This is a genomic window from Cellulomonas xylanilytica, assembly GCF_007989805.1.
Classification (GTDB): Bacteria; Actinomycetota; Actinomycetes; order Actinomycetales; family Cellulomonadaceae; genus Cellulomonas; species Cellulomonas xylanilytica.
Map to the genome: position 1 here is coordinate 177726 of NZ_BJUB01000001.1, position 23766 is coordinate 201491.

18 protein-coding genes are annotated in these 23766 nt (G+C 72.5%); 6 read left to right on the forward strand and 12 right to left on the reverse strand.

Going from position 1 to position 23766, the window contains the following annotated elements; translation table 11 throughout:
- The first annotated feature begins 35 nt into the window (after window positions 1-35).
- On the forward strand, window positions 36-485 hold the full coding sequence (locus CXY01_RS00800; protein WP_146925165.1) for a GatB/YqeY domain-containing protein: 450 nt from the start codon (window positions 36-38) through the stop codon (window positions 483-485).
- On the opposite strand, the gene CXY01_RS00805 is transcribed toward CXY01_RS00800, so the two are convergent.
- From CXY01_RS00805 to map, 6 genes are all read right to left on the reverse strand, one after another.
- Window positions 478-1362 (reverse strand): hypothetical protein, encoded by an 885-nt coding sequence (locus CXY01_RS00805; RefSeq protein ID WP_146925166.1) that lies wholly within the window; start codon window positions 1360-1362, stop codon window positions 478-480. The two genes, CXY01_RS00800 and CXY01_RS00805, sit on opposite strands and share 8 nt — an antisense overlap.
- 71 nt (window positions 1363-1433) lie before the next feature.
- Window positions 1434-1844 carry a VOC family protein gene (locus CXY01_RS00810; RefSeq protein ID WP_146925167.1) on the reverse strand — a complete coding sequence of 137 codons (411 nt, stop codon included), beginning with the start codon at window positions 1842-1844 and terminating at the stop codon, window positions 1434-1436.
- A gap of 40 nt (window positions 1845-1884) precedes the next feature.
- The gene (locus CXY01_RS00815; protein ID WP_146925168.1) at window positions 1885-2172 is read right to left on the reverse strand and encodes a DUF6191 domain-containing protein; all 288 of its coding nucleotides are present in this window, start codon (window positions 2170-2172) and stop codon (window positions 1885-1887) included.
- A gap of 5 nt (window positions 2173-2177) precedes the next feature.
- Window positions 2178-2915 (reverse strand): MBL fold metallo-hydrolase, encoded by a 738-nt coding sequence (locus tag CXY01_RS00820; RefSeq protein ID WP_146925169.1) that lies wholly within the window; start codon window positions 2913-2915, stop codon window positions 2178-2180.
- 34 nt (window positions 2916-2949) lie between these two features.
- Complete coding sequence (gene ppgK, locus CXY01_RS00825; protein ID WP_146925170.1) at window positions 2950-3726, reverse strand: polyphosphate--glucose phosphotransferase; 777 nt, start codon at window positions 3724-3726, stop codon at window positions 2950-2952.
- Window positions 3723-4595 (reverse strand): type I methionyl aminopeptidase, encoded by an 873-nt coding sequence (gene map, locus CXY01_RS00830; RefSeq protein ID WP_146925171.1) that lies wholly within the window; start codon window positions 4593-4595, stop codon window positions 3723-3725. The genes ppgK and map overlap by 4 nt, the downstream gene beginning before the upstream one ends.
- 80 nt (window positions 4596-4675) lie before the next feature.
- Here map and CXY01_RS00835 point away from each other — a divergent pair, with 80 nt between their 5' ends.
- A complete protein-coding gene (locus CXY01_RS00835) occupies window positions 4676-4849 on the forward strand; it encodes an SPOR domain-containing protein (RefSeq protein WP_146925172.1) in 174 nt (57 codons plus the stop codon).
- Between the two features lie 161 nt (window positions 4850-5010).
- Window positions 5011-9081 (forward strand): eCIS core domain-containing protein, encoded by a 4071-nt coding sequence (locus CXY01_RS00840; protein ID WP_146925173.1) that lies wholly within the window; start codon window positions 5011-5013, stop codon window positions 9079-9081.
- 5 nt (window positions 9082-9086) lie between these two features.
- On the opposite strand, the gene CXY01_RS00845 is transcribed toward CXY01_RS00840, so the two are convergent.
- The 3 genes from CXY01_RS00845 to CXY01_RS00855 are packed head-to-tail and all read right to left on the reverse strand — an operon-like array spanning window position 9087 to window position 12597.
- Window positions 9087-10061, reverse strand: a complete 975-nt coding sequence (locus tag CXY01_RS00845; protein ID WP_146925174.1) for an endonuclease/exonuclease/phosphatase family protein — start codon at window positions 10059-10061, stop codon at window positions 9087-9089.
- Window positions 10058-10873 carry a 3-methyl-2-oxobutanoate hydroxymethyltransferase gene (panB, locus tag CXY01_RS00850; protein WP_146925175.1) on the reverse strand — a complete coding sequence of 272 codons (816 nt, stop codon included), beginning with the start codon at window positions 10871-10873 and terminating at the stop codon, window positions 10058-10060. The genes CXY01_RS00845 and panB overlap by 4 nt, the downstream gene beginning before the upstream one ends.
- Window positions 10874-10908: 35 nt before the next feature.
- Window positions 10909-12597, reverse strand: coding sequence for an NAD+ synthase (locus CXY01_RS00855; protein ID WP_146925176.1), 1689 nt, complete (start codon window positions 12595-12597; stop codon window positions 10909-10911).
- Between the two features lie 81 nt (window positions 12598-12678).
- Between CXY01_RS00855 and glnA the strand changes: the two genes are divergently transcribed.
- Both glnA and CXY01_RS00865 read left to right on the forward strand, forming a co-directional pair.
- On the forward strand, window positions 12679-14016 hold the full coding sequence (gene glnA, locus CXY01_RS00860; protein ID WP_146925177.1) for a type I glutamate--ammonia ligase: 1338 nt from the start codon (window positions 12679-12681) through the stop codon (window positions 14014-14016).
- 2 nt (window positions 14017-14018) lie between these two features.
- Window positions 14019-17066, forward strand: a complete 3048-nt coding sequence (locus tag CXY01_RS00865; protein WP_146925178.1) for a bifunctional [glutamine synthetase] adenylyltransferase/[glutamine synthetase]-adenylyl-L-tyrosine phosphorylase — start codon at window positions 14019-14021, stop codon at window positions 17064-17066.
- Here CXY01_RS00865 and CXY01_RS00870 read toward each other — a convergent pair.
- Window positions 17057-18202 (reverse strand): AI-2E family transporter, encoded by a 1146-nt coding sequence (locus tag CXY01_RS00870; protein WP_246124900.1) that lies wholly within the window; start codon window positions 18200-18202, stop codon window positions 17057-17059. The two genes, CXY01_RS00865 and CXY01_RS00870, sit on opposite strands and share 10 nt — an antisense overlap.
- 222 nt (window positions 18203-18424) lie before the next feature.
- On the opposite strand from CXY01_RS00870, the gene CXY01_RS00875 reads away from it, so the two are divergent.
- Entirely contained in the window at window positions 18425-20062 is a 1638-nt protein-coding gene (locus tag CXY01_RS00875) for a hypothetical protein (RefSeq protein ID WP_246124902.1), read from the forward strand.
- Between the two features lie 7 nt (window positions 20063-20069).
- On the opposite strand, the gene CXY01_RS00880 is transcribed toward CXY01_RS00875, so the two are convergent.
- On the reverse strand, window positions 20070-21614 hold the full coding sequence (locus CXY01_RS00880) for a DUF4153 domain-containing protein (RefSeq protein WP_146925179.1): 1545 nt from the start codon (window positions 21612-21614) through the stop codon (window positions 20070-20072).
- 116 nt (window positions 21615-21730) lie between these two features.
- Window positions 21731-23713 carry a pectate lyase family protein gene (locus tag CXY01_RS00885; protein ID WP_146925180.1) on the reverse strand — a complete coding sequence of 661 codons (1983 nt, stop codon included), beginning with the start codon at window positions 23711-23713 and terminating at the stop codon, window positions 21731-21733.
- Between the last annotated feature and the right edge of the window lie 53 nt (window positions 23714-23766).

Sequence of the window (23766 nt, forward strand, 5' to 3'; positions counted from 1 at the left end):
TGCCTCATCTGGACGCGCAGGGCACGATGGCTCTCATGAGCACCCTCGACCAGCTGACGTCCGACCTGACCACCGCCATGAAGGCCCGGGACACCGAGCGCACGGGCGTCCTGCGCCAGATCATCGGTGCGGTGCGCTTCGAGGCCAAGGCGGGCACGGTCGAGAAGGACCTCTCGGACGACGAGGTGCTGAGGATCCTGGCGCGCGAGGTCAAGAAGCGCCGCGACTCGGCGCAGATCTACACGGACGCGGGTGCGCCCGAGCGTGCCGCGACCGAGACGGCCGAGGCGGACCTCATCGAGACGTACCTGCCCGCGCAGCTGTCCGACGACGAGCTGCAGGCACTGGTGACCGCGGTCGTCGCCGACGTCGGCGCGACCTCGGTGCGGGACATGGGTGCGGTGATGAAGGAGGCGACGGCGCGCGCCGGTGCGTCCGCGGACGGCAAGAAGCTGTCGACGCTCGTGCGGGCCGCGCTCAGCTGACGGAGGCGGGCAGCGACTCGTAGGTGCGACCGGTCAGCATCGACGCGACGTCGGAGGTCCACGGCAGGGGCGGCTCGGGCATGACGACGAGCCATGCGCCGTCGCGGTCGAAGAACCGCAGGTCGCCGTCGAACGCGTACGTGTCGCGCACGTGCACGCCGAGGTCGGTCACCGTGAACGTGAGGTTGAACAGCCACGCGGCCGGGTCCTGGATGCGTGCGTCGCTGTCGAGGTCCCGGGACGTCCACAGCCGCATCCACGTGACGCTGCGGGACTCCCGTGCGGGGACGACCAGCGGGTGCCCCGGCAGCAGGTCCAGCTCGCCGCCGGCGGGCTCGATGACGTTGACCTGGGCCACGCCGTCGGACACGTTCTCGAACCAGATCGTCAGCGCGGTGCGGAACGCGTACGTCTCGTCGCGGCCCACCTGCAGCTGCCCGGTGAGCTGCCGCCACCGGTCCTGACCGCCGGTGGTGAGCTGGCAGTACTCGAGCGTGGGACGGCCGGGCGTGCCGTTCCCTTCCGGGAACGCCCGGGCGACGATCGTCGGGGCCAGCACGTCGAGCCGCGCCTCCTCGAGCATGCGGCGCATCCGGTCGGCCTCGGCGCGTTGCCGGTCGGCGTCGGTGCGTGCGCTCTGCGCCTCCTGGCGCGCGAGAGCGACAGCGTCGCGGGCGATCGCGACCTGCTCGTCGAACACCCTGGTCTGCTTGATCGTCGCCTCGGCCTGCCGCTTCGAGCGGCGGGCGGCGCGGCCCGCGACGATCCAGGCGCCGAGGGCGGCGACGAGCGTGAGGACGGAGACGGCGAGCGGGGCCCACTGCTCCCAGTCGTGCCAGGCGACGTCGCCCAGGACCGGTAGTGCGGCGCTGATCATCCCCGGAAGGTACCGACCGATTCGTCCGAATTCGACCCTCGCGCGCCTCCGTCACCCGTGCGGGGGAACGATCAGGTGCCGGACGCCTCGGCAGCGAGGGCCGCAGCGAGCTGGTCCGGGGTGCGGCGCAGCAGGCAGAACTCGTTGCCCTCGGGGTCCGCGAGCACGTGCCACGGCACGTCGCCCTGCCCGATGTCGACGCGGGTGGCGCCGAGCGAGAGCAGGCGCTCGAGCTCGGTGGCCTGGTCGGAGCCGTTGGGCGGACGCAGGTCGGCGTGCAGGCGGTTCTTGGCCGCCTTGACGTCGGGCACCTTGATGAACAGCCAGCCGGTCGCCCCGCCGTCAGGGGGCTCGATGGCGATCTCGTCGTCGTCCTCGGCCGGCTCCCAGACGTAGGTCCAGCCCAGGACGTCCCGCCACCAGCGGGCGAGGACGTGCGGGTCGGCGGCGTCGATCGTCAGGTGGGAGACCACAGGCGTCATCCACCGCACGCTAGGGGGGAGCACCGACGCGCGCGAGCGGTTACCTCGGTGACGGTCCCCGGTCCAGCCGGACCACGCCCGCGTCGAGGTCGAGCCGCCCGTCGCCGGTCTGCTTGATCTCGAGCTGCTGGCGGTCCTGCTCGGCGGTCAGGTACTCGCGGTTGGGCTGGAAGACGTCGACGAGCGCGCCGAACGCCCCGGACCCGGCCACGCCCCCGGTGGGTCGCCGCTCGCGGGGTCGGCGGCGGTCGAACCAGCCGCGAGCCACCATCCGGTCGACCGCGACGAGCAGGAGGGCGAGCATCACGACCGCGATGAGCCATCCCATGCCGGTCATGGTGCCACGGCGGCCTGCTGGGCGGCGTCGGCTGCTGCCGTCCACGGCAGGTCGGCACGCGGGTCCGTGGCCGGGACCCCGGCGACGAGCCCTGCGAGGTAGGCGCGGTCGGCGGCGAGCCGCCGGTCGAGGTCGCGCCCGACGTGGCCGTGGCCGGGGACGACGACGTCGGCACCGGTGGCCTCCAGCAGGTCGAGCGCCCGGACGTGGTCGCCGACGGGGTCCTCCGCGGACAGGTCCAGCAACGGGATCTCGACGTCGGAGAGCAGGTCGCCCGCCACGAGCACGCCGGAGCCGGGCAGGAAGAGGGCGGTGGCCGGCCGGGAGTGGGCGGCGTGGACGAGGACCTGGACGGTCGGGCCCGGCCAGTCGAGGACGCCGGGTGACCTGGCGGGGTACTGCGTCGCGACCGCGCCGACCGGCGCCGCGGGCTCCCCGCTCCGGGCGAGCTCCGGATCGGCGTCCCGTTCCGCGGCGAGCGTCTCGCGGTCCGTGCCCGGGACCCCGGCGGACCAGCGGGGCAGGTGCGCGAGCCCGGGGCCGTCGAGCACGTGGTCCCAGTGCGCGTGCGTCGACCAGACGGCCACGGGCGTCCAGCCCCGCGCGCGGATGGTCGCGGCCAGACCGTCCACCTCGCGAGCCGTCACTGCCGGGTCAACGACCAGGCACGTCCCGCCGGCGCCCACGACGACGGTCGACGTGGTCGTGTAGACGGCGCTCGTCGCGACGTGGATCCCGGGCGCGACCTCGACGAGGTCGCGCGGACCGTCAGCCGTGAGCCTGCGCCGCCAGCGCCGCCGCCCCGACGATGCCCGCCGCGTTGCGCAGCTGCGCGGGGACGATCTTGGTGCGGATGTCGAGCAGGGGCAGGAACTTCTCGTGGTGCTTGCTGACGCCGCCGCCGACGACGAACAGGTCGGGCCAGAACAGGTTCTCCACCACCGTGAAGTAGCGCTGCAGGCGCTCGCCCCACTGCTCCCAGTCGAGGTTCTCCCGGTCGCGCACGCTCTCGGCGGCTCGCGACTCGGCGTCGTACCCGTCGATCTCCAGGTGCCCGAGCTCGGTGTTCGGCACCAGGTGCCCGTCCACGATCAGGGCCGAGCCGATGCCGGTGCCGAGCGTCACGACGAGGACGACGCCCTCGACGCCCTTGGCGGCGCCGTAGTGCACCTCGGCGAACCCGGCCGCGTCCGCGTCGTTCACGGCGAGCACCCGGCGTCCCGTTGCGTCGTGCACCGCCTTCTCGACGTCGGTGCCGATCCACGACTTGTCCACGTTCGCCGCGGACTGCGCGACGCCGTGCAGGATCACCGCGGGGAACGTGACACCGATCGGCACGTCCTTGCCGAGGTGGAACGAGTCGACGACCTGCGCGACGGTCGCCGCGACGGCGTCGGGGGTGGACGGCTGCGGCGTGGGGATGCGCAGCCGGTCGGCCGCGAACTGCCCGTCGGACAGGGACACCGGGGCGCCCTTGATCCCGCTCCCGCCGATGTCGACGCCGAACGCCGTCTGGTCGCTGTTCTTCTGCTTGTGGTGGCTCATGGCAGGGTCAGGATCTCCGCTCCGGTGTCGGTGACCAGCAGGGTGTGCTCGAACTGCGCGCTGCGCCGGCCGTCGGCGGTCACGACGGTCCAGTCGTCGTCCCACATCACCCAGTCGGGCGTGCCGAGGTTGAGCATGGGCTCGATGGTGAACACCATCCCCGGCTCGATGAGGGTGTCGTAGGCGGGTGCTGCGTCGTAGTGGGGGACGACGAGGCCGGTGTGGAACGCCGGACCGACGCCGTGGCCGGTGTAGTCGCGGACCACGCCGTACCCGAAGCGGGCCGCGTACTTCTCGATCACGCGGCCGACGACGTTGATCTCCCGCCCGGGAACGACCGCCTTGATCGCCCGCGCGAGCGCCTCGCGCGTGCGCTCGACGAGCAGCCGCGACTCCTCGTCCACGTCACCGGCGAGGAACGTCGCGTTGTTGTCGCCGTGCACCCCGCCGATGTAGGCGGTGACGTCGATGTTCACGATGTCGCCGTCCTCGACCACCGTCGAGTCGGGGATGCCGTGGCAGATGACCTCGTTGACCGAGGTGCACAGCGACTTGGGGAAGTCGCGGTAGCCGAGCGTCGACGGGTACGCGCCGTGCTCGACCAGGAAGTCGTGGCCGATGGCGTCCAGCTCGTCGGTGGTGACCCCGGGGGCCACGTGGCTGCCGACGAGCTCGAGCGCCTGGGCGGCGATCCTCGCGGCGACGCGGACGCGCTCGATCATGTCGGCGTCGAGCACGTCGCTGCCGGTCCAGCGCGCCGGGCCCGGTCGACCGACGTACTCGGGACGGGCGATCCCTGACGGGACGGACCGGCGGGGGCTGAGCGTGCCCGGGACCAAGGCGGATCGTGGCGCGTGGACGGGCGGCATACCTGGCAGTCTACGGACAGGAGGGCATCGCGGCCGGTCAGCAGCCATCGGCACCGGCGCCCCGACGAAGGGAGACCACCGTGGCGGACAAGTACTGGTTCAACATCGAGACCCACCAGGTCGAGGAGGGCCGGCAGAGCGACTGGACCAAGCTCATGGGGCCCTACACGACCCGTGAGGAGGCGGCCCAGGCGCTCGAGAAGGCGCGCCGGCGCAACCAGGACTGGGACGCGCAGGACGAGGCGCAGTCCTGAGCCGGGTGCCCGTGTGCGCACCGTGAGCTGCCCCGACGGGCAGCCGCTCGGGCCGTGATGCTCGTCGGCCCGCCGCTCCCGGGGGTCGATGGGCTATGACGGGTGGATGACGGGACAGCCTCGCGCTGGCGCCGGCAGCGGCTCGCCGGGCGGGTGAGGCCGTGCCGACGACGCTCGCGCGCGACGTGGTCCAGGAGCCGGAGCGGCGGCACCGGGCTGCAGCGACCGGCAGCTCCGCCGCCCGCCAGCCGGTCGGGCCGGTGCACTCCAACGGGCAGGTCGCACGTCTGGCACGCGCCGGGGGCCCGGCACCCACCGCCGCGCTGAACGCGTGGAGCAACAGGGTCGCGCGGGCGAGCCTGGCCGTCACGCACCCCGACGACCCGGTGGAGCGCGAGGCGGAGCGCGTCGCGTCCGACGTCGTGCACCGCCGGACGGTCGCAGAGCCGGCGGCCGCCCCCGCGGTCCCGCCGGCCGGCCGGGCCCGGACCGACGCCGTGCCCCGGCCACGCGCCGCCCGTGACAGCGACACCGCAGCACCGCCTCCGTCGCCGCCGGCGGACGCCGGGTCCGTCGCCGAGCACGTCGAGGAGGTCGCCGAGGGCGGTCAGGTCGAGGTGCCGCAGAGCGTCGCGTCCCTCATCGCGAGCCCGGGGACGGGCGTCCCGCTCGACCCAGGCGTCCAGGCCCGCGTCGCCCCGGTCCTCGGGGCCGACCTCGGCGGCGTCCGCGTCCACCAGGGTCCCGACGCGAGCGCGGCCACCGCGGCGCTGCAGGCGCGCGCGTTCACCGTGGGCGCCGACATCTTCCTCGGCGAGGGCGAGTCGCCGACGGACCTCGAGCTCATGGCGCACGAGTCCACCCACGTGGTGCAGCAGCAGGCCGTCGGCGTCCTGCGCGCGGAGGTGGCCCGCCTCTCGCTCGGCACCGTCATGCCCGACTGGCTGATCCAGGACATCCAGTCCATCCCCGGGTACTCCGTCGTGAGCACGGTCATCGGCAGCGACCCGATCACCGGGGAGTCGGCGACGGAGAGCCGCCAGGGCTTCGTCGAGAAGCTCCTCACCTTCGGCCCGTTCGGCGCCGCGTCGGGGCCGGTCCTGCAGGCCGCCAAGGTGCTCGACGACGTCTTCACGATGCTGAGCGAGGGGCTGGAGCGCCACAACCTGACGTTCGCGCGGGTGCTGGCCGACCTCGACAGCGCCTGGGAGGAGATGTCGATCACGGAGGGCGTCGAGTTCAACCTGGCGATCGCCCGCCGGTACCTCTCGGCGATCGTCAACGACGTCAAGGCGTTCCTGGGGGAGGTGGCCGACGCCGTCATCGCGAAGGTCCGCTCCGTGCTCGCGGCCGTCGCCGAGCCGTTGCTGGAGAAGGACAGCATCGCGCCGTACTGGAGCCTCGCGAAGAAGGTGCTGCACACCAACCCGCTGACGGGTGAGGCGGTACCGGCCACCACGGTCGAGATCCTCACCGACTTCCTCACGGTCATCGGCCAGCAGAAGGTGCTGGACCAGATGGTCGAGCGGGGCACGCTGCAGAAGACCGCCGACTGGGTCGACTCGAAGATCGACCAGTTCAAGGGCATCGTCGGCCAGGTCGGCGCCCTGCTCGAGCAGGCCGGGGCGGCGCTGAGCCCGGCGAACCTGCCGAACCTGCTCGACACCCTGCCGGCGCTGGCGGACCAGGCGTTCTCGATCATCAAGCAGATCGGCGACTTCGCCCAGGACGTGATCGCCCAGGTCCTGGTGCTGGTCAAGGACTCGTTGCTGGCCTGGCTCTCGTCGTACGCGAAGAAGATCCCCGGCTACGAGCTGCTCACGGTGATCCTGGAGAAGGACCCGTTCACCGGCGACGTGGTGCCGCGCACGGCCGAGAACCTCATCAAGGGGTTCATCCTCCTGCTGCCCGGCGGCGAGGAGATGTACGCCAAGCTGGCCGAGTCCGGCGTCATCGCGAACGCCGCCGGCCGGATCACCTCGGCGATGACCGAGCTGAACATCTCGTGGGCGCTGGTCACCGACACGTTCCTGGGCATCTGGAACCTCGTCACGCTCGAGTCCCTGCTGTCGCCGCTGCAGACGTTCGACAAGATCCTCGACCAGTTCGGCGGGCCGCTCGAGCGGATCATCCGGTTCGCGGCCGTCGTGGTCCAGGTGGTCGTCGAGCTGATCCTGCGGCTGATGAACTTCCCGCCCGAGATCTTCGGCCACATCCTCGGGCAGGTCGAGTCGGCGATCGACGACATCAAGCGCGACCCGGTCGAGTTCCTGCTGAACGTCGTGGAGGCGATGAAGCAGGGGTTCAGCCGGTTCTTCGACAACATCCTCGAGCACCTGCTCAAGGGGCTTGCCGCGTGGATGTTCCGCGGCCTGAAGTCGCTCGGCATCGAGACCCCGACCGAGCTGACGCTCGAGGCCGCCATCACCCTGGTGATCCAGGTGTCCGGCGTGACGGTCGAGCTCCTCTGGCAGCGGCTCGCGGCGAAGATCGGCCAGGAGAAGGTCGACAAGATCCGGGAGGCGATCGAGCTGGCCGGTCAGGCGTTCTCCTTCATCAAGGACGTCCAGGAACGCGGCATCGAGGCGATCTGGGACAAGATCAGCGAGCAGCTCAGCAACCTGTGGGACCTGATCTTCGACGCGGCGAAGTCCTGGATCATGAAGGAGATCGTCAACAAGGCGATCGCGAAGGTCCTGTCGATGCTCGACCCCACCGGCATCATGGCGGTCGTCAACTCCTGCATCGCCTTCTTCAAGGCCGTCCAGTCGGTGCTCGACTACATGCGCGAGCTGCTCGAGCTCATCGACTCCTACGTCTCGACCGTCGCGCAGATCGCCAAGGGCAACGTCGGGCCCGGCGCCGCGATGCTGGAGACCGGGCTGGCCAACGCCGTCCCGGTCGCCATCGGCTTCCTCGCCAACCAGGCCGGCCTCGGCGACGTCCCGGAGCAGGTCAAGCAGATCATCATCGACCTGCGCGCCAAGATCGTGGAGGCCATCGACTGGCTGATCGACAAGGCGATTTCCCTGGCGCAGTCGGCGCTCGACGCGCTGTTCGGCGGCGAGGAGGACGAGGAGGACGTGCCGCCCGTCTGGGACGGGACGTTCAAGGTCGGCGCCGAGGACCACCAGCTGTACTTCGAGAACGACGCGATGCTCGTCGCGTCGGAGAAGAAGCACCCGATCCCACCGGAGGTCACCGAGGCCCGCGCGCTGCTCGACCAGATCCGCGTGGCGTTCCACCAGAAGACCGGGCGGAAGAAGGGCGAGACGACGATCAAGCAGCGCGACGAGCAGATCCAGAAGCTCGTCGACCAGGTCAAGGCGCTCCTCATCGCCCACCCGGACCTGTGGGACAAGCTCAAGACCGGTGTCGGGCACGCCCCGAACATCGGGAACGTCGCGCCGCACGGATCGCAGGACACCGGCTGGCAGCCACCCAAGGGCCAGGAGCAGTTCATGCCGTACTGGGCGCTCGAGTCGGAGCACGTGATCCCGGACAACCACGTGACCGCGCTGTTCGAGGAGCTGGTCATCCCGCCCACGACAGCCGTCGAGTACTCGCAGATGACGACGGTGATGCTCTACATCGGGGCCAGCGCGCTCAAGACGGCGACCGACGCGGCGGCACGCGCGACGCTGAAGGCGAAGCTGACGGCGGTGCTCGACAAGGGCGTGCAGACCTTGATCGCGATCTTCGAGGCGGACTCCGACGAGGAGTCGGAGCCGAGGTCGTTCGAGGACGCGGTGTCCAAGGTGGAGCAGGAGGTCTGGTCCGCCTTCGAGACGTTCGAGACCAGCGACGCCGTCAAGCGGACCGCCGACGCCGTCCCGGCGGAAGGCAAGAAGGATCGCCCCGAGCAGCCGGGCACCGAGAGCAAGGTGGTGCGAGGCGGCGACGACAGACCCGCTGCGGACAAGGTCGCGCAGGCGGCCGCGGCGCAGCTGGTCGTGATCAAGGGTCTCGCGATGGCGGAGGACCAAGGGGCACGCCAGAAGGCCTTCGAGGCGTTCAACGGCGTGGACGTGCTGCGCAAGGCGCTCGTCAACGCGAAGAAGCGACTCCGGACGGCCAAGAACAATGTCGCGGCTGCGACGTCGACCGATCCCGCAGAGCTGCAGAAGCTCCAGGACGCTCTTGCCGTGGCGACGCAGGAGGAGAAGGACGCGCGGCTGGCGCGCGACACCGCGACCGCGAAGGCCAAGGCCGAGGCGAAGCTCTCGAGCTGACCGCGTCAGCGGCGCGTGAGCGTCGCGACGATCGGGCGGTGGTCGCTGGCGCCGGTCGGCGGGAGGACCTCGAAGCCGGTCACGCGCCAGACGCGACCGTCGACGAGGACGTGGTCGATGGGTGCGGCGACCAGCGTGGGGACGGTCGCCGGCCACGTGCCGGACGACGCGACGCCGGCTGCGCGGGCGGCGTCCACGCACGGCCCGAGCTCCCGGAGACCGGGATGGTCGAGGGTGGCGTTCAGGTCGCCCGCGACGATCGCGCCGGGTGTCGTCACGCACTCGGCTGCGACGAGCCGCGTCTCCGTCCGCCAGGCCGGCATGGACGCGCGGCTGATGGGCGCCATCGGGTGCGCAGCGACGAGGACCGGCGAGCCGGCACCCTCGGTGGGTTCCGCGCGCAGCGAGCCGAGCCGGGTGGGCAGCGGCTCGGCGACGGCGTAGGTGCCCACGTCGGGCGAGACGAGCAACGCCGTCCCGGCGATGAACGAGGTGTTCCCGTCCGCGGTCAGCACCTGCATCGGCCTGCCCGCGGCGCCGAGCCGCTCGGCCGTCGACCGCGCCACCGTGGCCGAGGTCTCGGGCAGCACCACGACGTCCGCGCGGTGCGCGAGGACGAGGTCGGCGAGCACCTCGGCCCCCACGGTGTCGAGGGTGTTGAACGACAGCACCACGACGTCGTCCCCGGCACCCGTCGCCGCCGCAGGCTCGTGCGGCCACGACCGCACCACGAGCACGGCCGCCTGGGCAGCGGCACCCAGCGCGAACGCGAGGGCGACCGGCAGCAGCCGACGGCGCGACCACGGGACCGCCAGCAGCACGGCTGCCGCCGTGGTGGCGCCCACGCCGAGCACGGCACGGAACGAGACGACCTGCGCCACCGGGTAGGTCCCCGAGGCGAGCGGGACCGCCAGCGCGACGAGCACACCGCCGACGACCGTCGCGAGGACCCAGACGAGGACGCGGGCCCTTCTGCTCACGCGTCGAACTGGTGGTCCGCGTCCGGGAACGTGCCGCCACGCACCTCGTCCGCGTACGCCGACGCGGCCGCCTTGAGCGCCGCCCCGACCTCACCGAACCGCTTGGCGAAGCGCGGCGACCAGTCCGTCATGCCTGCCATGTCGACCCAGACCAGCACCTGGCCGTCGCACTGCGTCCCGGCGCCGATGCCGATCGTCGGGATGTGCAGGATCTCCGTGACGCGTGCTGCCACCGGGGCCGGCACCATCTCGAGGACCACGGCGACCGCACCGGCCTCCTGGATGGCCACCGCGTCCTCGCACAGCAGCTCGGCCGCGAGGTCACCGCGGCCCTGCACGCGCGGACCGCCGAGCAGGTTCTCCGACTGGGGCGTGTAGCCCAGGTGCCCGACGACCGGGATGCCGGCGTCGGTGATCGCCCGGATCTGCGCGGCGACCCGCTTGCCGCCCTCGAACTTCACGGCGGCGACGCCGGTCTCCTTCATCATGCGCACGGAGGTGGCGAGCGCCTGCTCGGGCCCGGCCTCGTAGGAGCCGAACGGCAGGTCGGCGACGACGAACGCCCGCCTGGCCGCCCCGGCGACGGCCCGTGCCGGGGGGATCAGGTCGTCGACCGTCACCGGCAGCGTCGTCGTGTGCCCGTGCATGGTGTTCCCGATCGAGTCGCCCACCAGCAGCATGTCGATGCCGGCCTCGTCGAAGATGCGTGCGGTGACGGCGTCGTAGGCGGTGAGCATGGTCAGCCGCTCGCCGCGCTCCTTCGCCTCGCGCAGGTGGTGCACGCGCACACGCTTCGGGGTGGTGGGGGTCATGCCGGCGGCTCCTGTCGGGGTTCCTGTCGGGGTGGTCACGGCTCGCGCCAGCGGGTGGTGATGGGCAGCCGACGGTCACGGCCGAACGCCAGCGCGGTCACCTTGGTGCCCGGCGGGTACTGGCGGCGCTTCCACTCGGCCCGGTCGACGAGCGTCACGACCTTGTCGACGACGGCGGGGTCGAACCCGCGCGCCAGCAGCTCGGCGCGGCCCTCGGCGTGCTCGACGTAGGCGTCGAGCACCTCGTCGAGCAGGTCGTACGGCGGGAGCGAGTCCTGGTCGACCTGGCCGGGGCGCAGCTCCGCCGACGGCGGCTTGGTGATGGACGACTCCGGGATCGGGGGGATCTCACCAGGGCCGAACACGCCGTCGAGCGCGGCGTTGTTGCGCCAGCGGGCCAGCGCCCAGACACGCGACTTGTCGACGTCCTTGATGGGCGCGAACCCGCCGATGCTGCCGGCGTCGTAGATCGTCGTGTAGCCGACCGCGAGCTCGGACTTGTTGCCCGGTGCGATCACCAGATGGCCCTCGCGGTTCGAGATCGCCATGAGGATGACCCCTCGGACGCGGGCCTGCAGGTTCTCCGCGGCCACGCCCTCGAGCGGGATCTCCGCCTCGAACGCGTCGACCATCGCCTTGATCGGCTGGACGCGGAAGTCGGCACCGATCCGCTTGGCCAGGTCCTGCGCGTCGTCCTTGCTGTGGTCGGAGGAGTACACGGACGGCATCGAGACGCCGACGACGTTCTCACCCCCGAGCGCGTCCGCGGCGATGGTGGCCACCAGCGCCGAGTCGATGCCTCCGGACATGCCCAGGACGACCGACCGGAACCCGTTCTTGGTCACGTACCCGTGCAGTCCCATGACGAGCGCGCGGTAGACCTCCTCGTCCGGCTCGAGCGGCGGGGCGATCGGGCCCGTCGCGGGGGCGTCGTCGTCGCCGAGCAGGTCCCACACGAGCAGGTGCTCGACGAACTGCGGCGCGCTGGTCAGCACGGTCCCGTCGGTGGCGATCACGAACGACCCGCCGTCGAACACCAGGTCGTCCTGCGCGCCCACCAGGTTCACGTACGCGACGGGCGCCTCGACCTCGTGCGCGCGCCGCGCAGCCAGCTCGACGCGCTGGTGGCCCTTGCCCTCCTCGTACGGCGAGGCGTTCAGGACGACGAGCAGCGAGACCTCGTTCTCGTCCATCTGCGAGACGGGTCCGCCGTCCTGCCAGATGTCCTCGCACACGACGACCCCGACGCGGCGGCCCAGCACGTCGATCACGCAGACGTCGTCGCCGGCCGCGAAGATCCGGTACTCGTCGAAGACCCCGTAGTTGGGCAGGTGGTGCTTGTCGTAGCGCACCTGCACCTGGCCGTGCTGGAGCAGGACCGCCTGGTTGGTGGGGCGCCTCGGCCCCTCGGGCGCGCCCGGCTCGTGCACCGGCGTCACCGACTTCTCCCCGACGGTCCCGACCAGGACGGCCAGGTCACCGAGACCCTCGTCGGCCAGCGCCCGCGCGGTGCGCTGCAGCGCGGCCTCGGCGCCGCGGCGGAAGGACGCCCGCAGCGCGAGGTCCTCGATGGGGTAGCCGGTGAGGGTCATCTCGGGGAAGACCACCAGGTGGGCGCCCGCCTGCGCGGCCGTCCGGGCCCAGTCCAGGACGGCCTGGGCGTTCGCGTCGACGTCGCCCACGCGCGTGTCGATCTGCGCCAGGGCGATGCGGGGGAAAGGCATGTGGCCGAGCCTAACCACCTCGTGCGACCCACCCCGGACACTGGCCCTGCGACGGACCGTTCATCAGGCAGGATGTACCGCATGGACAGGCAGCAGGAGTTCGTGCTCCGCACGGTCGAGGAGCGGGACATCCGCTTCATCCGTCTCTGGTTCACCGACGTGCTCGGGATCCTGAAGTCGGTCGCGGTGGCACCGGCCGAGCTGGAGGCCGCCTTCTCCGAGGGGATCGGCTTCGACGGCAGCGCCATCGAGGGCCTGACCCGGGTGTACGAGGCGGACATGATCGCCAAGCCCGACCCCTCGACGTTCCAGATCCTGCCCTGGCGGGGGGAGCGGCACGGCACGGCCCGCATGTTCTGCGACCTGCTGACGCCCGACGGCGAGCCGTCGCTCGCGGACTCCCGGACCGTGCTCAAGCGCGCGCTGTCGAAGGCGGCCGACCAGGGGTTCACCTTCTACACGCACCCCGAGGTCGAGTTCTACCTCTTCGACGCGCCCGCGGACCCGACCCTCCCGCTGGTGCCCGTCGACCAGGGCGGCTACTTCGACCACGTCCCGCGTGGCACCGCGCACGACTTCCGCCGCGCCGCCATCACGATGCTCGAGTCGATGGGCATCTCGGTGGAGTTCTCGCACCACGAGGCCGGACCCGGCCAGAACGAGATCGACCTGCGCTACGCCGACGCCCTGACCACCGCGGACAACATCATGACGTTCCGCACCGTGGTCAAGGAGGTCGCGCTCGAGCAGGGCGTCTTCGCCAGCTTCATGCCCAAGCCGCTGGCCGACCAGCCCGGCTCCGGCATGCACACGCACCTGTCGCTCTTCCAGGGCGACCGCAACGCGTTCCACGAGCCCGGCGGGCACCTGGAGCTGTCCAAGACGGCGCGCTCGTTCATCGCGGGCCTGCTCAGGCACGCCGCCGAGATCACCGCGGTCACCAACCAGTTCGTCAACTCCTACAAGCGGCTCTGGGGCGGCGCCGAGGCGCCGAGCTACGTCTGCTGGGGTCACAACAACCGCTCCGCACTGGTCCGCGTGCCCATGTACAAGCCCGGCAAGGGCAACTCGAGCCGCATCGAGTACCGCGCGGTCGACTCCGCCACCAACCCGTACCTCGCCTACGCGCTCCTGCTCACCGCGGGGCTCAAGGGCGTCGAGGAGGGCTACGAGCTGCCCGAGGGCGCCGAGGACGACGTCTGGGAGCTCACCGACGCCGAGCGCCGCGCGCTCGGGATCGAGCCGCTGCCCACGTCGCTGGACGCCGCGATCTCGCTCATGGAGAAGTCCGAGCTGGTGGCGGAGACGCTGGGCGAGCACGTGTTCGACTACTTCTTGCGCAACAAGCGCCAGGAGTGGGAGGCCTACCGCTCGCAGGTGACGCCGTACGAGCTGCGGCGGTTCCTCCCGGTGCTGTGAGCGTGAGCGCGAGCTCGACCTCTGCCGGCCGCGGGTCGTCGCTGGCCGGTCGGCTGACGCGGGTCGGTGTGTCCGACGCGGGGCGCGCCGAGCGGCTGCTCGACGACGCGGCCCTGGTGCAGGTGGTCGGGGCGCCCGCCGACGTGCTCATCCCGCCGCTCGCCGACGTGGCGGACCCCGACCAGGCGCTGCTCGCGCTGGCGAAGCTCGCCGGCGCGGTCGTGGGGGACCCGGACCTGCTGGGGCTGCTCCGGGGCGTCCTCGAGGACGACGGTCCGCCCCGTTCGCGGCTGCTCGCGGTCGTCGGTGCATCGGTGGCGCTGGGCGACACGCTCGTCGCGCACCCCGAGACGCTGCGGGTGCTGCTCGACGACGCGCCGGGGACGGGAGTGCCCGTCTCGCAGGTCCGGGCCGAGCTCCTGCGCGCCGTCGGGGCCGACGCCGAGGCCGAGGTGCCGGTGGCGACGCTCACCGGTGCCGCGGGGACGGACGCGATGCGGCTGGCCTACCGGACGCGGCTGCTGCGGATCGCGGCGACGGACCTCACCAGCACCGACCCGCTGAGCCGTCTGCCCGGGGTCGCGGCCGCGCTGGCCGACCTCGCGGCTGCCGCGCTGGAGTCGGCCCTGGCGCTGGCTCGCGCCGACCTGGACGACCACGGCCTCGGTGTCCGGCTCGCCGTCATCGGCATGGGCAAGGGCGGAGGACGCGAGCTCAACTACGTGAGCGACGTGGACGTCATCTACGTGGCGGAGCCCGCGGACGGTGTCGACGAGGCCGAGGCGCTCGCCGCGGCGTCACGGCTCGCGGCGGGCCTGGCGCGGGTGTGCTCGACGCCGTCAGGCGAGCCGGCGCTGTGGCCCGTCGACGCTGCGCTGCGTCCCGAGGGCAAGGACGGGCCGCTGGTCCGCACGATCGCGAGCCACAAGGCGTACTACGAGCGCTGGGCCAAGACCTGGGAGTTCCAGGCGCTGCTCAAGGCACGCCCGCTGGCGGGGGACGAGGCGCTCGGGCTCGAGTACGTCGCGATGACGCAGCCGTTCGTGTGGAGCGCCGTGACGCGCGAGCACTTCGTGGAGGACTCGCAGGCGATGCGTCGGCGGGTCGAGGGGCACGTGCCCGCCGCGGAGGCGGACCGGCAGCTCAAGCTCGGGGTCGGCGGCCTGCGGGACGTCGAGTTCACCGTGCAGCTGCTGCAGCTCGTGCACGGACGCGCGGACGAGTCGATCCGCAGCCCGAGCACCCTGACCGCGCTCGCCGCGCTGGCGGCGGGCGGGTACGTCGGGCGGTCGCACGCGGCTCAGCTGGCCGTCTGCTACCGGCTGCTGCGCGTCCTGGAGCACCGGATCCAGCTCCACCGGCTGCGTCGCACGCACCTGATGCCGACCGCGGAGCCCGACCTGCGCCGGCTCGCGCGCTCGATCGGCATGCGCGCCGAGGGTGCGGACGGTCTGCGCGACCGCTGGCGCACCACGCGTCGCGAGGTGCGGGGTCTGCACGAGGAGCTGTTCTACCGGCCACTCCTGCCCGCCACCGCCCAGCTGTCCACCGCGGAGGCCAGCCTCGCCCCGGACGCCGCCAAGGCGCGGCTCGCCGCCATCGGCTACACCGACCCGGCGGGCGCGATGAGGCACATCGCGGCGCTGACCGAGGGGGTGTCGCGCCGGGCGTCGATCCAGCGCCAGCTGCTCCCGGTGATGCTCGGGTGGTTCGCGGACGGGGCCGACCCCGACGGTGGCCTGCTGGCGTTCCGGCGGCTCTCCGACGAGCTGGGCACCACCCACTGGTACCTCAAGCTGCTCCGCGACTCGGGGACGGCCGCCCGCCGGCTCGCGCAGGTGCTCTCGACGTCGCGCTACGTCGCCGACGCACTGACCAGGTCGCCGGAGTCGGTCACGTGGCTCGCCGACGACGCCGACCTGGTGCCGCGCACCTTCGAGCGCCTGACCGCCGAGGCCGACGCGATCCTCACGCGGTCGGACGAGCCCGTCCCGGCGGTGACCGCGCTGCGCGGTTTGCGTCGGCGGGAGCTGGCGCGCACCGCAGCCGCCGACGTGCTCGGTGTCGTCACGGGGGAGCGGGCGTCGCGCAGCCTGAGCGTCGCCGCCGACGTCGTCCTGGTCGGCGCCCTGCGCGTGGCGGAGTGGGAGGCGCGTACGGACAAGGGGCTGGAGACCAGCCCGACCCGGCTGCTCGTCGTCGCGATGGGTCGGTGGGGCGGCGCCGAGATGGGGTACTCCTCCGACGCCGACGTGCTGTTCGTGCACGACCCGGTCGAGGGCGCGGACCCGCGGGTCGCGCAGGAGTTCGCTCTCCTGGTGACGACGAAGCTGCGCACGCTGCTGGGGACCGTCGGGCCCGAGCCGACCCTCGAGGTGGACGCGGACCTGCGTCCGGAGGGCCGCAACGGGCCGCTGGTCCGGTCGTTCGACTCCTACGCCGAGTACTACCAGCGCTGGTCGTCACCCTGGGAGAGCCAGGCGCTGCTGCGCGCCCGCCCGGTTGCCGGCGACGACGACCTCGGTGAGCGGTTCCTGCGCTTGATCGACCCGTTGCGGTACCCCGTCGGGGGTGTCGAGCCGGCGGTCGAGCGCGAGGTGCGGCGCATCAAGGCCCGGGTCGAGTCCGAGCGGCTGCCCCGCGGGGTGGAGCCCGCGCGGCACCTCAAGCTGGGGCGCGGCGGCATCGCGGACGTCGAGTGGACCGCCCAGCTCCTCCAGCTCCAGCACGCCCACGAGGTGCCCGCGCTGCGCACCACGGCGACGCTCGCCGCGCTCGAGGCCGCCACCACGGCGGGGCTCCTCGACGCCGACGACGCGCGGGTGCTGACCGAGGCGTGGCTGCTGGCCAGCAGGTTGCGGGACGCCAACGTGCTGTGGAGCGGGCGTGGCGGAGCGCACGCCGACGTCCTGCCCCACGACCGGCAGGCGCTCGCCGGGCTCGCCCGTGTCGTCGGGTACCCCGCGGGGTCCGGCGGTGAGCTGGAGCAGGACTACCTGCGGACCGCCCGCCGGGCGCGTGCCGTGGTGGAGCGCGTCTTCTACGGCTGATCCGCCGGACGGTCCGGCGCGTCGGCCGCCTCGTCCTCGGGCACGTCGACCCAGCCGCGCTCCTGCCGTGCCCGCTCGTCCTCCCGGAGCAGCTCGTCGTCCACCAGGTCGTGCCGGCGGATGTACGTCGAGGAGACCGCCTGGATCGTCGCGGCGACGGGCAGCGCGAGGAACGCACCGATCGGGCCGAAGACCGCACCGAACGCGATCACGGCGAGGAACGAGATCGCCGGGTTGATCTCGAGCGACCGCGCCGAGACCTTGGGTGAGAACAGCAGGTTCTCCACCTGCTGGTACCCGACGATGAACGCCAGCGTCAGCAGACCCTTGACCGGGTCCACGGCGAGTGCCACGGCGATGGGCAGCGCGCCGCCGATGTACGTGCCGATGGTGGGGACGAACTGCGAGACCACGCCGGTGAAGGCCGCCAGCGGGAGCGCGTACGGGATGCTCAGGGCCGTCAGGAAGACGAACGTGAAGAACGTCGAGAGGGCCGCCAGGACGATCCGTGAGTTGATGAAGTCGGCGACCTTCTCCTGGGACACCTCCCAGAGGCGCAGCACCTCGCGCTGCCGGGCGGGGGCCAGCATCCGGCAGATCGCCGCGCGGAGCTTCGGGCCGGCGCTCGCCATGTAGTAGACGACGAGCAGGACGGCGCTGGTGGTGAAGAGCCCGCCGAGGATCGACGAGCCGAGCCCGATGAGGCCGGGGGCCAGCTGCTGCCAGTTCTCGCCGAGCCCGATGAGCAGGTCGTCGGCCTCGGGCATCTCGACCGGGAACCGCTGCGTGACCCAGTCGGCGAGCTGCGCGTAGTACTCCGGCAGCGACTGGACCAGCTCGATGACCTGCGTGACGAACAGGCCGCCGAACAGGGCGATCACCGCGAGGATCACCACCAGCGAGGTGATCATCACCAGCCCGGTGGCTCGCGTGCGCCGCAGACCGCGGGCCACCAGCCAGCGGATGGGCGGCTCCATCGCGAGCGCGAGGAACCACGAGATGACCACGATGAAGATGACGTTGCCCAGCAGGGACAGCGCCCGCCACGTCGCGAGCCCGAGGAACACGGCGATGCCGGTCATCAGCAGCGCGCGGGGGAGCCACGCGGGAGGCCTGCGGGGATCGGGGCGGCTCACGCCGATCGGGCGTGTCGCAGGGCGGTTCGGCATCGGTTCCCCCGTGCGGGCGGGCGAGCGGGCTCGCGGGCGGCGTTCGTCTCGGGTGGCACGGTACCGGGCCGCTCGCACCCGGTGGCGGTCCCGCGCCCGAGCCGGTCATGGCATGCCTCTCGCGCTCTGAGCAGCGCAACTGCCATGCTCGGCAGGTCGCACCATGTCCGACATGCCGGGAGGGCCTCCGTGGTCGAGAACAAGCCGTCGCCCCGCAAGCCGCGCCGAACGGGCGCCCAGCCGCCGACGGCAGATCCCTTGGTGGGGACGCCCGCCACCGACGACGCGACGGCGACGCCGGACACGGAGTCGCCCTATGTGACGCCCGACGAGGAGGTCCCGGACGACACCGGGCCGTCGGACGCCGTGGCAGCGCCGCAGGACCAGGACGACACGGCCGAGATCCCGACCGGTTCCCTGCACGACACCGCGGAGATCCCGACGAGCATCGACGTCGAGGTCCCCGCGTCGTCCGCGACGGAGGACCGCGCCGTCCTGCTGGCCCGCCTGCAGCTGCTGGAGACGGAGAACGCGCGCCTCCGGGCGGCGACGGCGACCGCCCCACCGCCCACCGCGGTGCCGCCGCGGCCCCGTCGCGGGGCGGGGCGCGCGACCGCGGCGGTCGTCCTGATCCTGGTCGGCGCCCTGCTGGCCCCGGTCGCGGTCGTCGGCAGCTGGGCGCGCGGGCTCGTCGTGGACACCGACCGCTACGTCGACACGGTGGCGCCGATCGCCGAGGACCCGCTCGTGCAGTCCGCGGTGTCCAACCGGATCACCGTCGCGGTGGTGGACGCGCTGAACGTCGAGCAGCTGACCACGCAGGCCACCGACGCTGTCGCCGGGCTGGACCTGCCCCCGCTGGTGGGCCAGGCGGTCACCTCGTTGCAGGCACCGCTGCAGGAGGCGATCACCGGGTTCATCCGCAAGAACGTCACCAAGATCGTCAGCTCCGAGCAGTTCGAGAACGTCTGGGAGGAAGCCAACCGGGCCGCCCACCAGCAGATCGTCGCGACCCTGCGCGGCGATCCCGACGCGCTCGCGCAGATCAGCGACACCGGCGCCCTCACGATCGACGTCACGCCGATCATCGAGGACGTCAAGACGTCGCTGGAGCAGGCCGGGTTCACCCTGGTGAGCCGGATCCCCACGATCAACGTGACGTTCCCGATCGCGTCCAGCGCGGACCTGGTGCGGCTGCAGAGCGCCTACCGGTTGATCGACATCGTGGGCGGGATCCTCCCGTACCTGTCCCTGGCCCTGCTCGCTGCGGGCGTGCTCGCCGCGCGGCACCGGTCGCGGGCGCTGGTCGTGGCCGGCCTGTCCCTGGCCGGTGCGATGCTCCTGCTCGGGCTCGCCCTGGCCGTCGGCAGATCCCTGTACGCCAACGCGCTGCCACCGACGGTGCAACGCGTCGACACCGCGGTCGCGATCTACGACCAGTTCGTCTCGTTGCTGCGCATCGAGCTGCGGGTGGGGCTGGTGCTCGGGCTGCTGCTAGCCATCATCGCGTTCGTCGCGGGCGGCACCACCGCGGCCCGCCAGCTGCGCGCGTCCTCCTCGCACGCCTCAGCGTGGCTGCGCACGGCGGGGGAGCGCCGGGGCATCAGCACGGGACCGGTGGGCGTCTGGCTCGACCAGCAACGCACGCTGGTCCGCGTCGTCGTGATCGCCCTGGCCGCCCTCGCCCTCGTCCTGGCCGACCGGCTCACCCCCGCCTACGTGATCGGGGTGTTCGTCGTCGCGCTGGTCGTGCTCGGGCTGGTGACCCTGGCGGCACGACCGCGAGGTGCGGAGCCCGTGGAGGAGGAGGACGTCGTCCTCGTCTGACCGGAGATCACCGGTCCGACGTGCACCGCGCGTCGGTGGCGGGCTGCGCGGTGCCCAGCACCTGCACGGCGCGCTCCCGGCCGAGGTTCCAGTCGCCGATGCCCGTGGCAGGCGAGACGCTCGCCGCGGCGAGCAGGCACCGGCGCAGCGCCGGCTCGCCCTCGATCTGGTCGTAGGCCGGGACCGCGTCCGCGGAGAGGCCCGCGAGGTAGTCGACGTCGAGGGTGGACTCGAGGTCGGCCGTGGTGTTGTGCCGGACGATCTGCGCGTCGGGGTTCACGAGCGCGAGGCAGAGCATCGCGACCGCCACCACCTGGAGCACGGCTCGGGGCAGCCACCCCCCGCGCCAGCGGATCCCCGCGACCAGCAGCAGCACGAAGACCGCGGCGAGGACGACCTCCGTGACGGTCACGAAGATCCGGAGCCGCGTGAGGCCGAACGCCTCGACGTACAGGTCCATCCGGCGCAGCGCGGACGCCACGACGCCGAGGGTGCCCAGGCACAGCGCGCCGAGGGCGAGCCGGGACAGCAGGCGGTCCTGCTCGGACTCGCGGGGAGCGCGTCGGGCGGCGACCGCGACGACGACGAGCGTGAGGGCCGTGACCACGACGAGCTGGGCGAACCCCTCCCGCGCGTACTCCGCGTAGGTGAGGCCCTCGGTCTCCAGCACGTGGCGGTGCCCGCCGAGCAGGGCGCCCACCTGCACCGTCACGAACAGCAGGACCAACGCGTCGAGCGCGAGCACCGGGAGGAGCCACTCGCCGCGCTTGGCGGGTGCCCTCGGAGCGAGCCGCACGTCGGACCAGCTGGGCGGCGCCAGCGCGAGGTGCGCGAGCGCCGCAGCGACGACGGCCACGAGCACGCCGACGACGACCTGGCCCGGCAGCAGGTCCGCCTGCACCCGCGGCATGAGGTTGGCAAAGACGCGGTCGGCGCTGGCGAACAGGAACCCGAACACCAGCAGCAGGCCGACTGTGATCCCGACGCTCCGCAGCGCGACCAGCAGCTGCCCCCGGCGCGAGCCGGCGAGGGTCTCGAGGCCCTTCGCCACCCACGGCAGCGCGCGGACGGTGCCGGCCGCCCAGGTCAGCGGCGCGAGCAGGGCGGCCGGTGCCGACCGGGCCGACGTCACGGCGACCACCCCGGTCCAGACGGCGACGAGCGCGCAGAGCGCGACGACCCACCCCGCGTCGCGGACGGCCACCACGGCGAACAGCACGATCGACAGGACGGCGGTGACGGCGTCGTTCACGTCGCGCCGACGGACCAGCGCGGGGGCGGCCGCCGCCCAGACGAGCAGCCCGATGAGCGCAGCCCCGAGCCCGGGAGCATGCCCCACGAGGAGGACGCCACCGGCCACCCCGACCACGCCGCACAGGATCAGTGTGCTGGCGGGGACGGGCCGGCGTCGCTCCGCCCAGAAGGCCGTGAGCGTCCGGGCGAGCGGGCCGGGCTCGCGCAGGACGAGACCGCCCCGGCCCGCCACCCAGGAGGGCGGCGGGCCGGGGAGAGCAGGGGGAGTCGGGGGCGTCGGTGCTCCGGTGTCGCTCATGGACGACACCGTAGGACCGGGCGTACCCGCACGTCAGAGAGTTGGGCGAGGGACCCGTGCACGTTGTGTGCACTGTCGGCAGGTCCCTGCACAACTGACTCCCAGCGCGCGCACAGTCAGCGCCGCACGGTCACCACCCGCTCGGCCGTCGACGTGCTCCCGGCGTCGTTGCTGAGCACCGCGACGAACCGGTAGGTGCCGGGCTCGAGGCCGGTCACCGCCGTCCGGACGGTCTGGCGCCGGGGCGTCGCTGCCGTGAGGTCCTGCTCGTCGACGAGCACGCCGTCGCGGTACAGCGCGTAGTGCGTCGCGTTGGTGCCCCACCACAGGTTGGTCGTGACGGTGAACGAACCGTCGCCGTCGCGGTTGTCGTCGGACAGGACCGCGAGCGCGGGGGAGGCGTCCTTCACGACCACGGTGTGCGGGCGTGACGTGCTGGTGCCGTACGGGTTGAGCAGCTCCACCACGTAGGTGTACGACCCGTTCACCTTGCCGGTGATCGGGAACGCGACGGTCTGGCGGCGGGGCGTCGTGCCCGTGAGCCACTGCGAGTCGACGAGCACGCCGTTCTCGTACAGCTGGGCGACCGTGGCGTTCTGGCCCCAGTACAGGTTCGCCGTGATCGTGTAGGCGCCGTCGAACAGGCCCGTGCCCTGGCCGTTGTCGTCGGAGAGCACCGCGACGCCGGGTGCGGCGGTCGCCACCGGGGTGCCGGAGGGGAGCACGCCTGCTCCCGCCTGGGCACGGACGGTCGCGGGGACGTCCTCGACCGGGTCCAGCGTGTAGGCGTACACGTCGGCCGGGTCCCACCGGGCGGTCGGGGCCAGCGGGACCGGCGCCGTCGCGTTGAAGGCGGCGAGGATGTCGGCCGGCTCCCCGTTGACGGTCGAGCCGGTCTCGAACAGCTGGGTGCCGGACCAGCGCGTGATGATGCGAGCCGGGTCGACGCCGGGCGCCAGCTCGAAGGCGTTGTTCTCCGCGTAGATGCTCGACTCGATGCCGGCGCCCCAGTAGTACTGGAACAGGCCCTCGGTGGTCTGCGTGTAGAGGTTGTCGTAGAGGTGCACGTCACCGAACCGCACACGCGGTGCCCGCTGGCCGATGTCGATCCAGTGGTTGTGGTGCAGCGTCACGCGGTGCTGGCCGCGGTCCTGGGGGCGGGAGTCCGACGAGCCGATGAGCTCGGTCTTGTCGTGCTCCTCGAGCCGGTTGTAGCTGACCGTCACCAGGTCCGAGCCGTGCGTGATGTCGAGGAGACCGTCGTGCGTCTCGAACGGCCGACCGAAGACGACCGGCAGCGCGGAGTGCGGGTGGGCGCCGTCGTTGAACGTGTTGTGGTCCACCCAGACGCTCGTCGACGTCCACACCGAGACGTTGTCGTACGCGGAGTTCCAGTTGCCGACGGCCGTGTCGGTCGGGTCCCACACGGGGAAGCAGTCGTACGCGTCCGCGATCGTCAGGTTGCGGACGATGACGTTGCTCGCGTCCCGGATCCGCATGCTGGCGCCGACGATCTGTGCGTCGTCACCGACGCCGACCAGCGTGACGTTGGAGCCGACGTGCTGCAGGGTCGAGGCCGCCTGGATGGCCGCGGCGGCGAGACGGGCGGTCTCCAGCGGGCCGCTGGGCTTGACCTTGCCCCAGGGGCCGCTCGGGTCGTAGTAGGCGATGTAGTCGGCCATGCTGAACGGCTGCCCGGTGTCGGACACCGTGACCTGGCCGGCGAACTCGTCGCAGGTCGCCGGGTCGAACGCGGTGATGGTCCCCGTGACGTAGATGATGCGGGGCACGGTGTTCGTGCGCGCGTCCGTCTGGCTGCCGCCCGCCTTGCCGGCCAGGGCGTCGCGCAGCTCCTGCCAGGTGTCGACGACGTAGACCTGCGAGGGGTCGGCGGCAGCGCCGCCGGTGGTGCCCGCGGCGACCCGGGGCTTCCCGTCCGGCACGGTGGGGCCCTCGTAGGAGGCCCACCCGCCGCCGGGCGGGTGGACCTCGCGGCCGAGGTCGACGGCAGGGGGCGGGGGAGCGGCGCTGGCGGTCGTCGTGGGGAGGAGGAGCGCTCCTGCCGCGAGGGTGACGACGAGGGTACGACGAGCTCTCATGAGACGTCCTTGTCTCCGAAACGTGGGGTGAGAAACCGGTTTCCGTACCGTGC

Excerpts from the sequence above, each read along its gene's own strand:
- panB (WP_146925175.1), bottom strand. The coding sequence starts at position 10,873 with ATGACCCCCACCACCCCGAAGCGTGTGCGCGTGCACCACCTGCGCGAG.
- CXY01_RS00800 (WP_146925165.1), top strand. The coding sequence starts at position 36 with ATGAGCACCCTCGACCAGCTGACGTCCGACCTGACCACCGCCATGAAG.
- CXY01_RS00885 (WP_146925180.1), bottom strand. The coding sequence starts at position 23,713 with ATGAGAGCTCGTCGTACCCTCGTCGTCACCCTCGCGGCAGGAGCGCTC.
- map (WP_146925171.1), bottom strand. The coding sequence starts at position 4,595 with ATGCCGCCCGTCCACGCGCCACGATCCGCCTTGGTCCCGGGCACGCTC.
- CXY01_RS00810 (WP_146925167.1), bottom strand. The coding sequence starts at position 1,844 with ATGACGCCTGTGGTCTCCCACCTGACGATCGACGCCGCCGACCCGCAC.
- CXY01_RS00815 (WP_146925168.1), bottom strand. The coding sequence starts at position 2,172 with ATGGGATGGCTCATCGCGGTCGTGATGCTCGCCCTCCTGCTCGTCGCG.
- ppgK (WP_146925170.1), bottom strand. The coding sequence starts at position 3,726 with ATGAGCCACCACAAGCAGAAGAACAGCGACCAGACGGCGTTCGGCGTC.
- glnA (WP_146925177.1), top strand. The coding sequence starts at position 12,679 with ATGGACAGGCAGCAGGAGTTCGTGCTCCGCACGGTCGAGGAGCGGGAC.
- CXY01_RS00880 (WP_146925179.1), bottom strand. The coding sequence starts at position 21,614 with ATGAGCGACACCGGAGCACCGACGCCCCCGACTCCCCCTGCTCTCCCC.
- CXY01_RS00855 (WP_146925176.1), bottom strand. The coding sequence starts at position 12,597 with ATGCCTTTCCCCCGCATCGCCCTGGCGCAGATCGACACGCGCGTGGGC.
- CXY01_RS00805 (WP_146925166.1), bottom strand. The coding sequence starts at position 1,362 with ATGATCAGCGCCGCACTACCGGTCCTGGGCGACGTCGCCTGGCACGAC.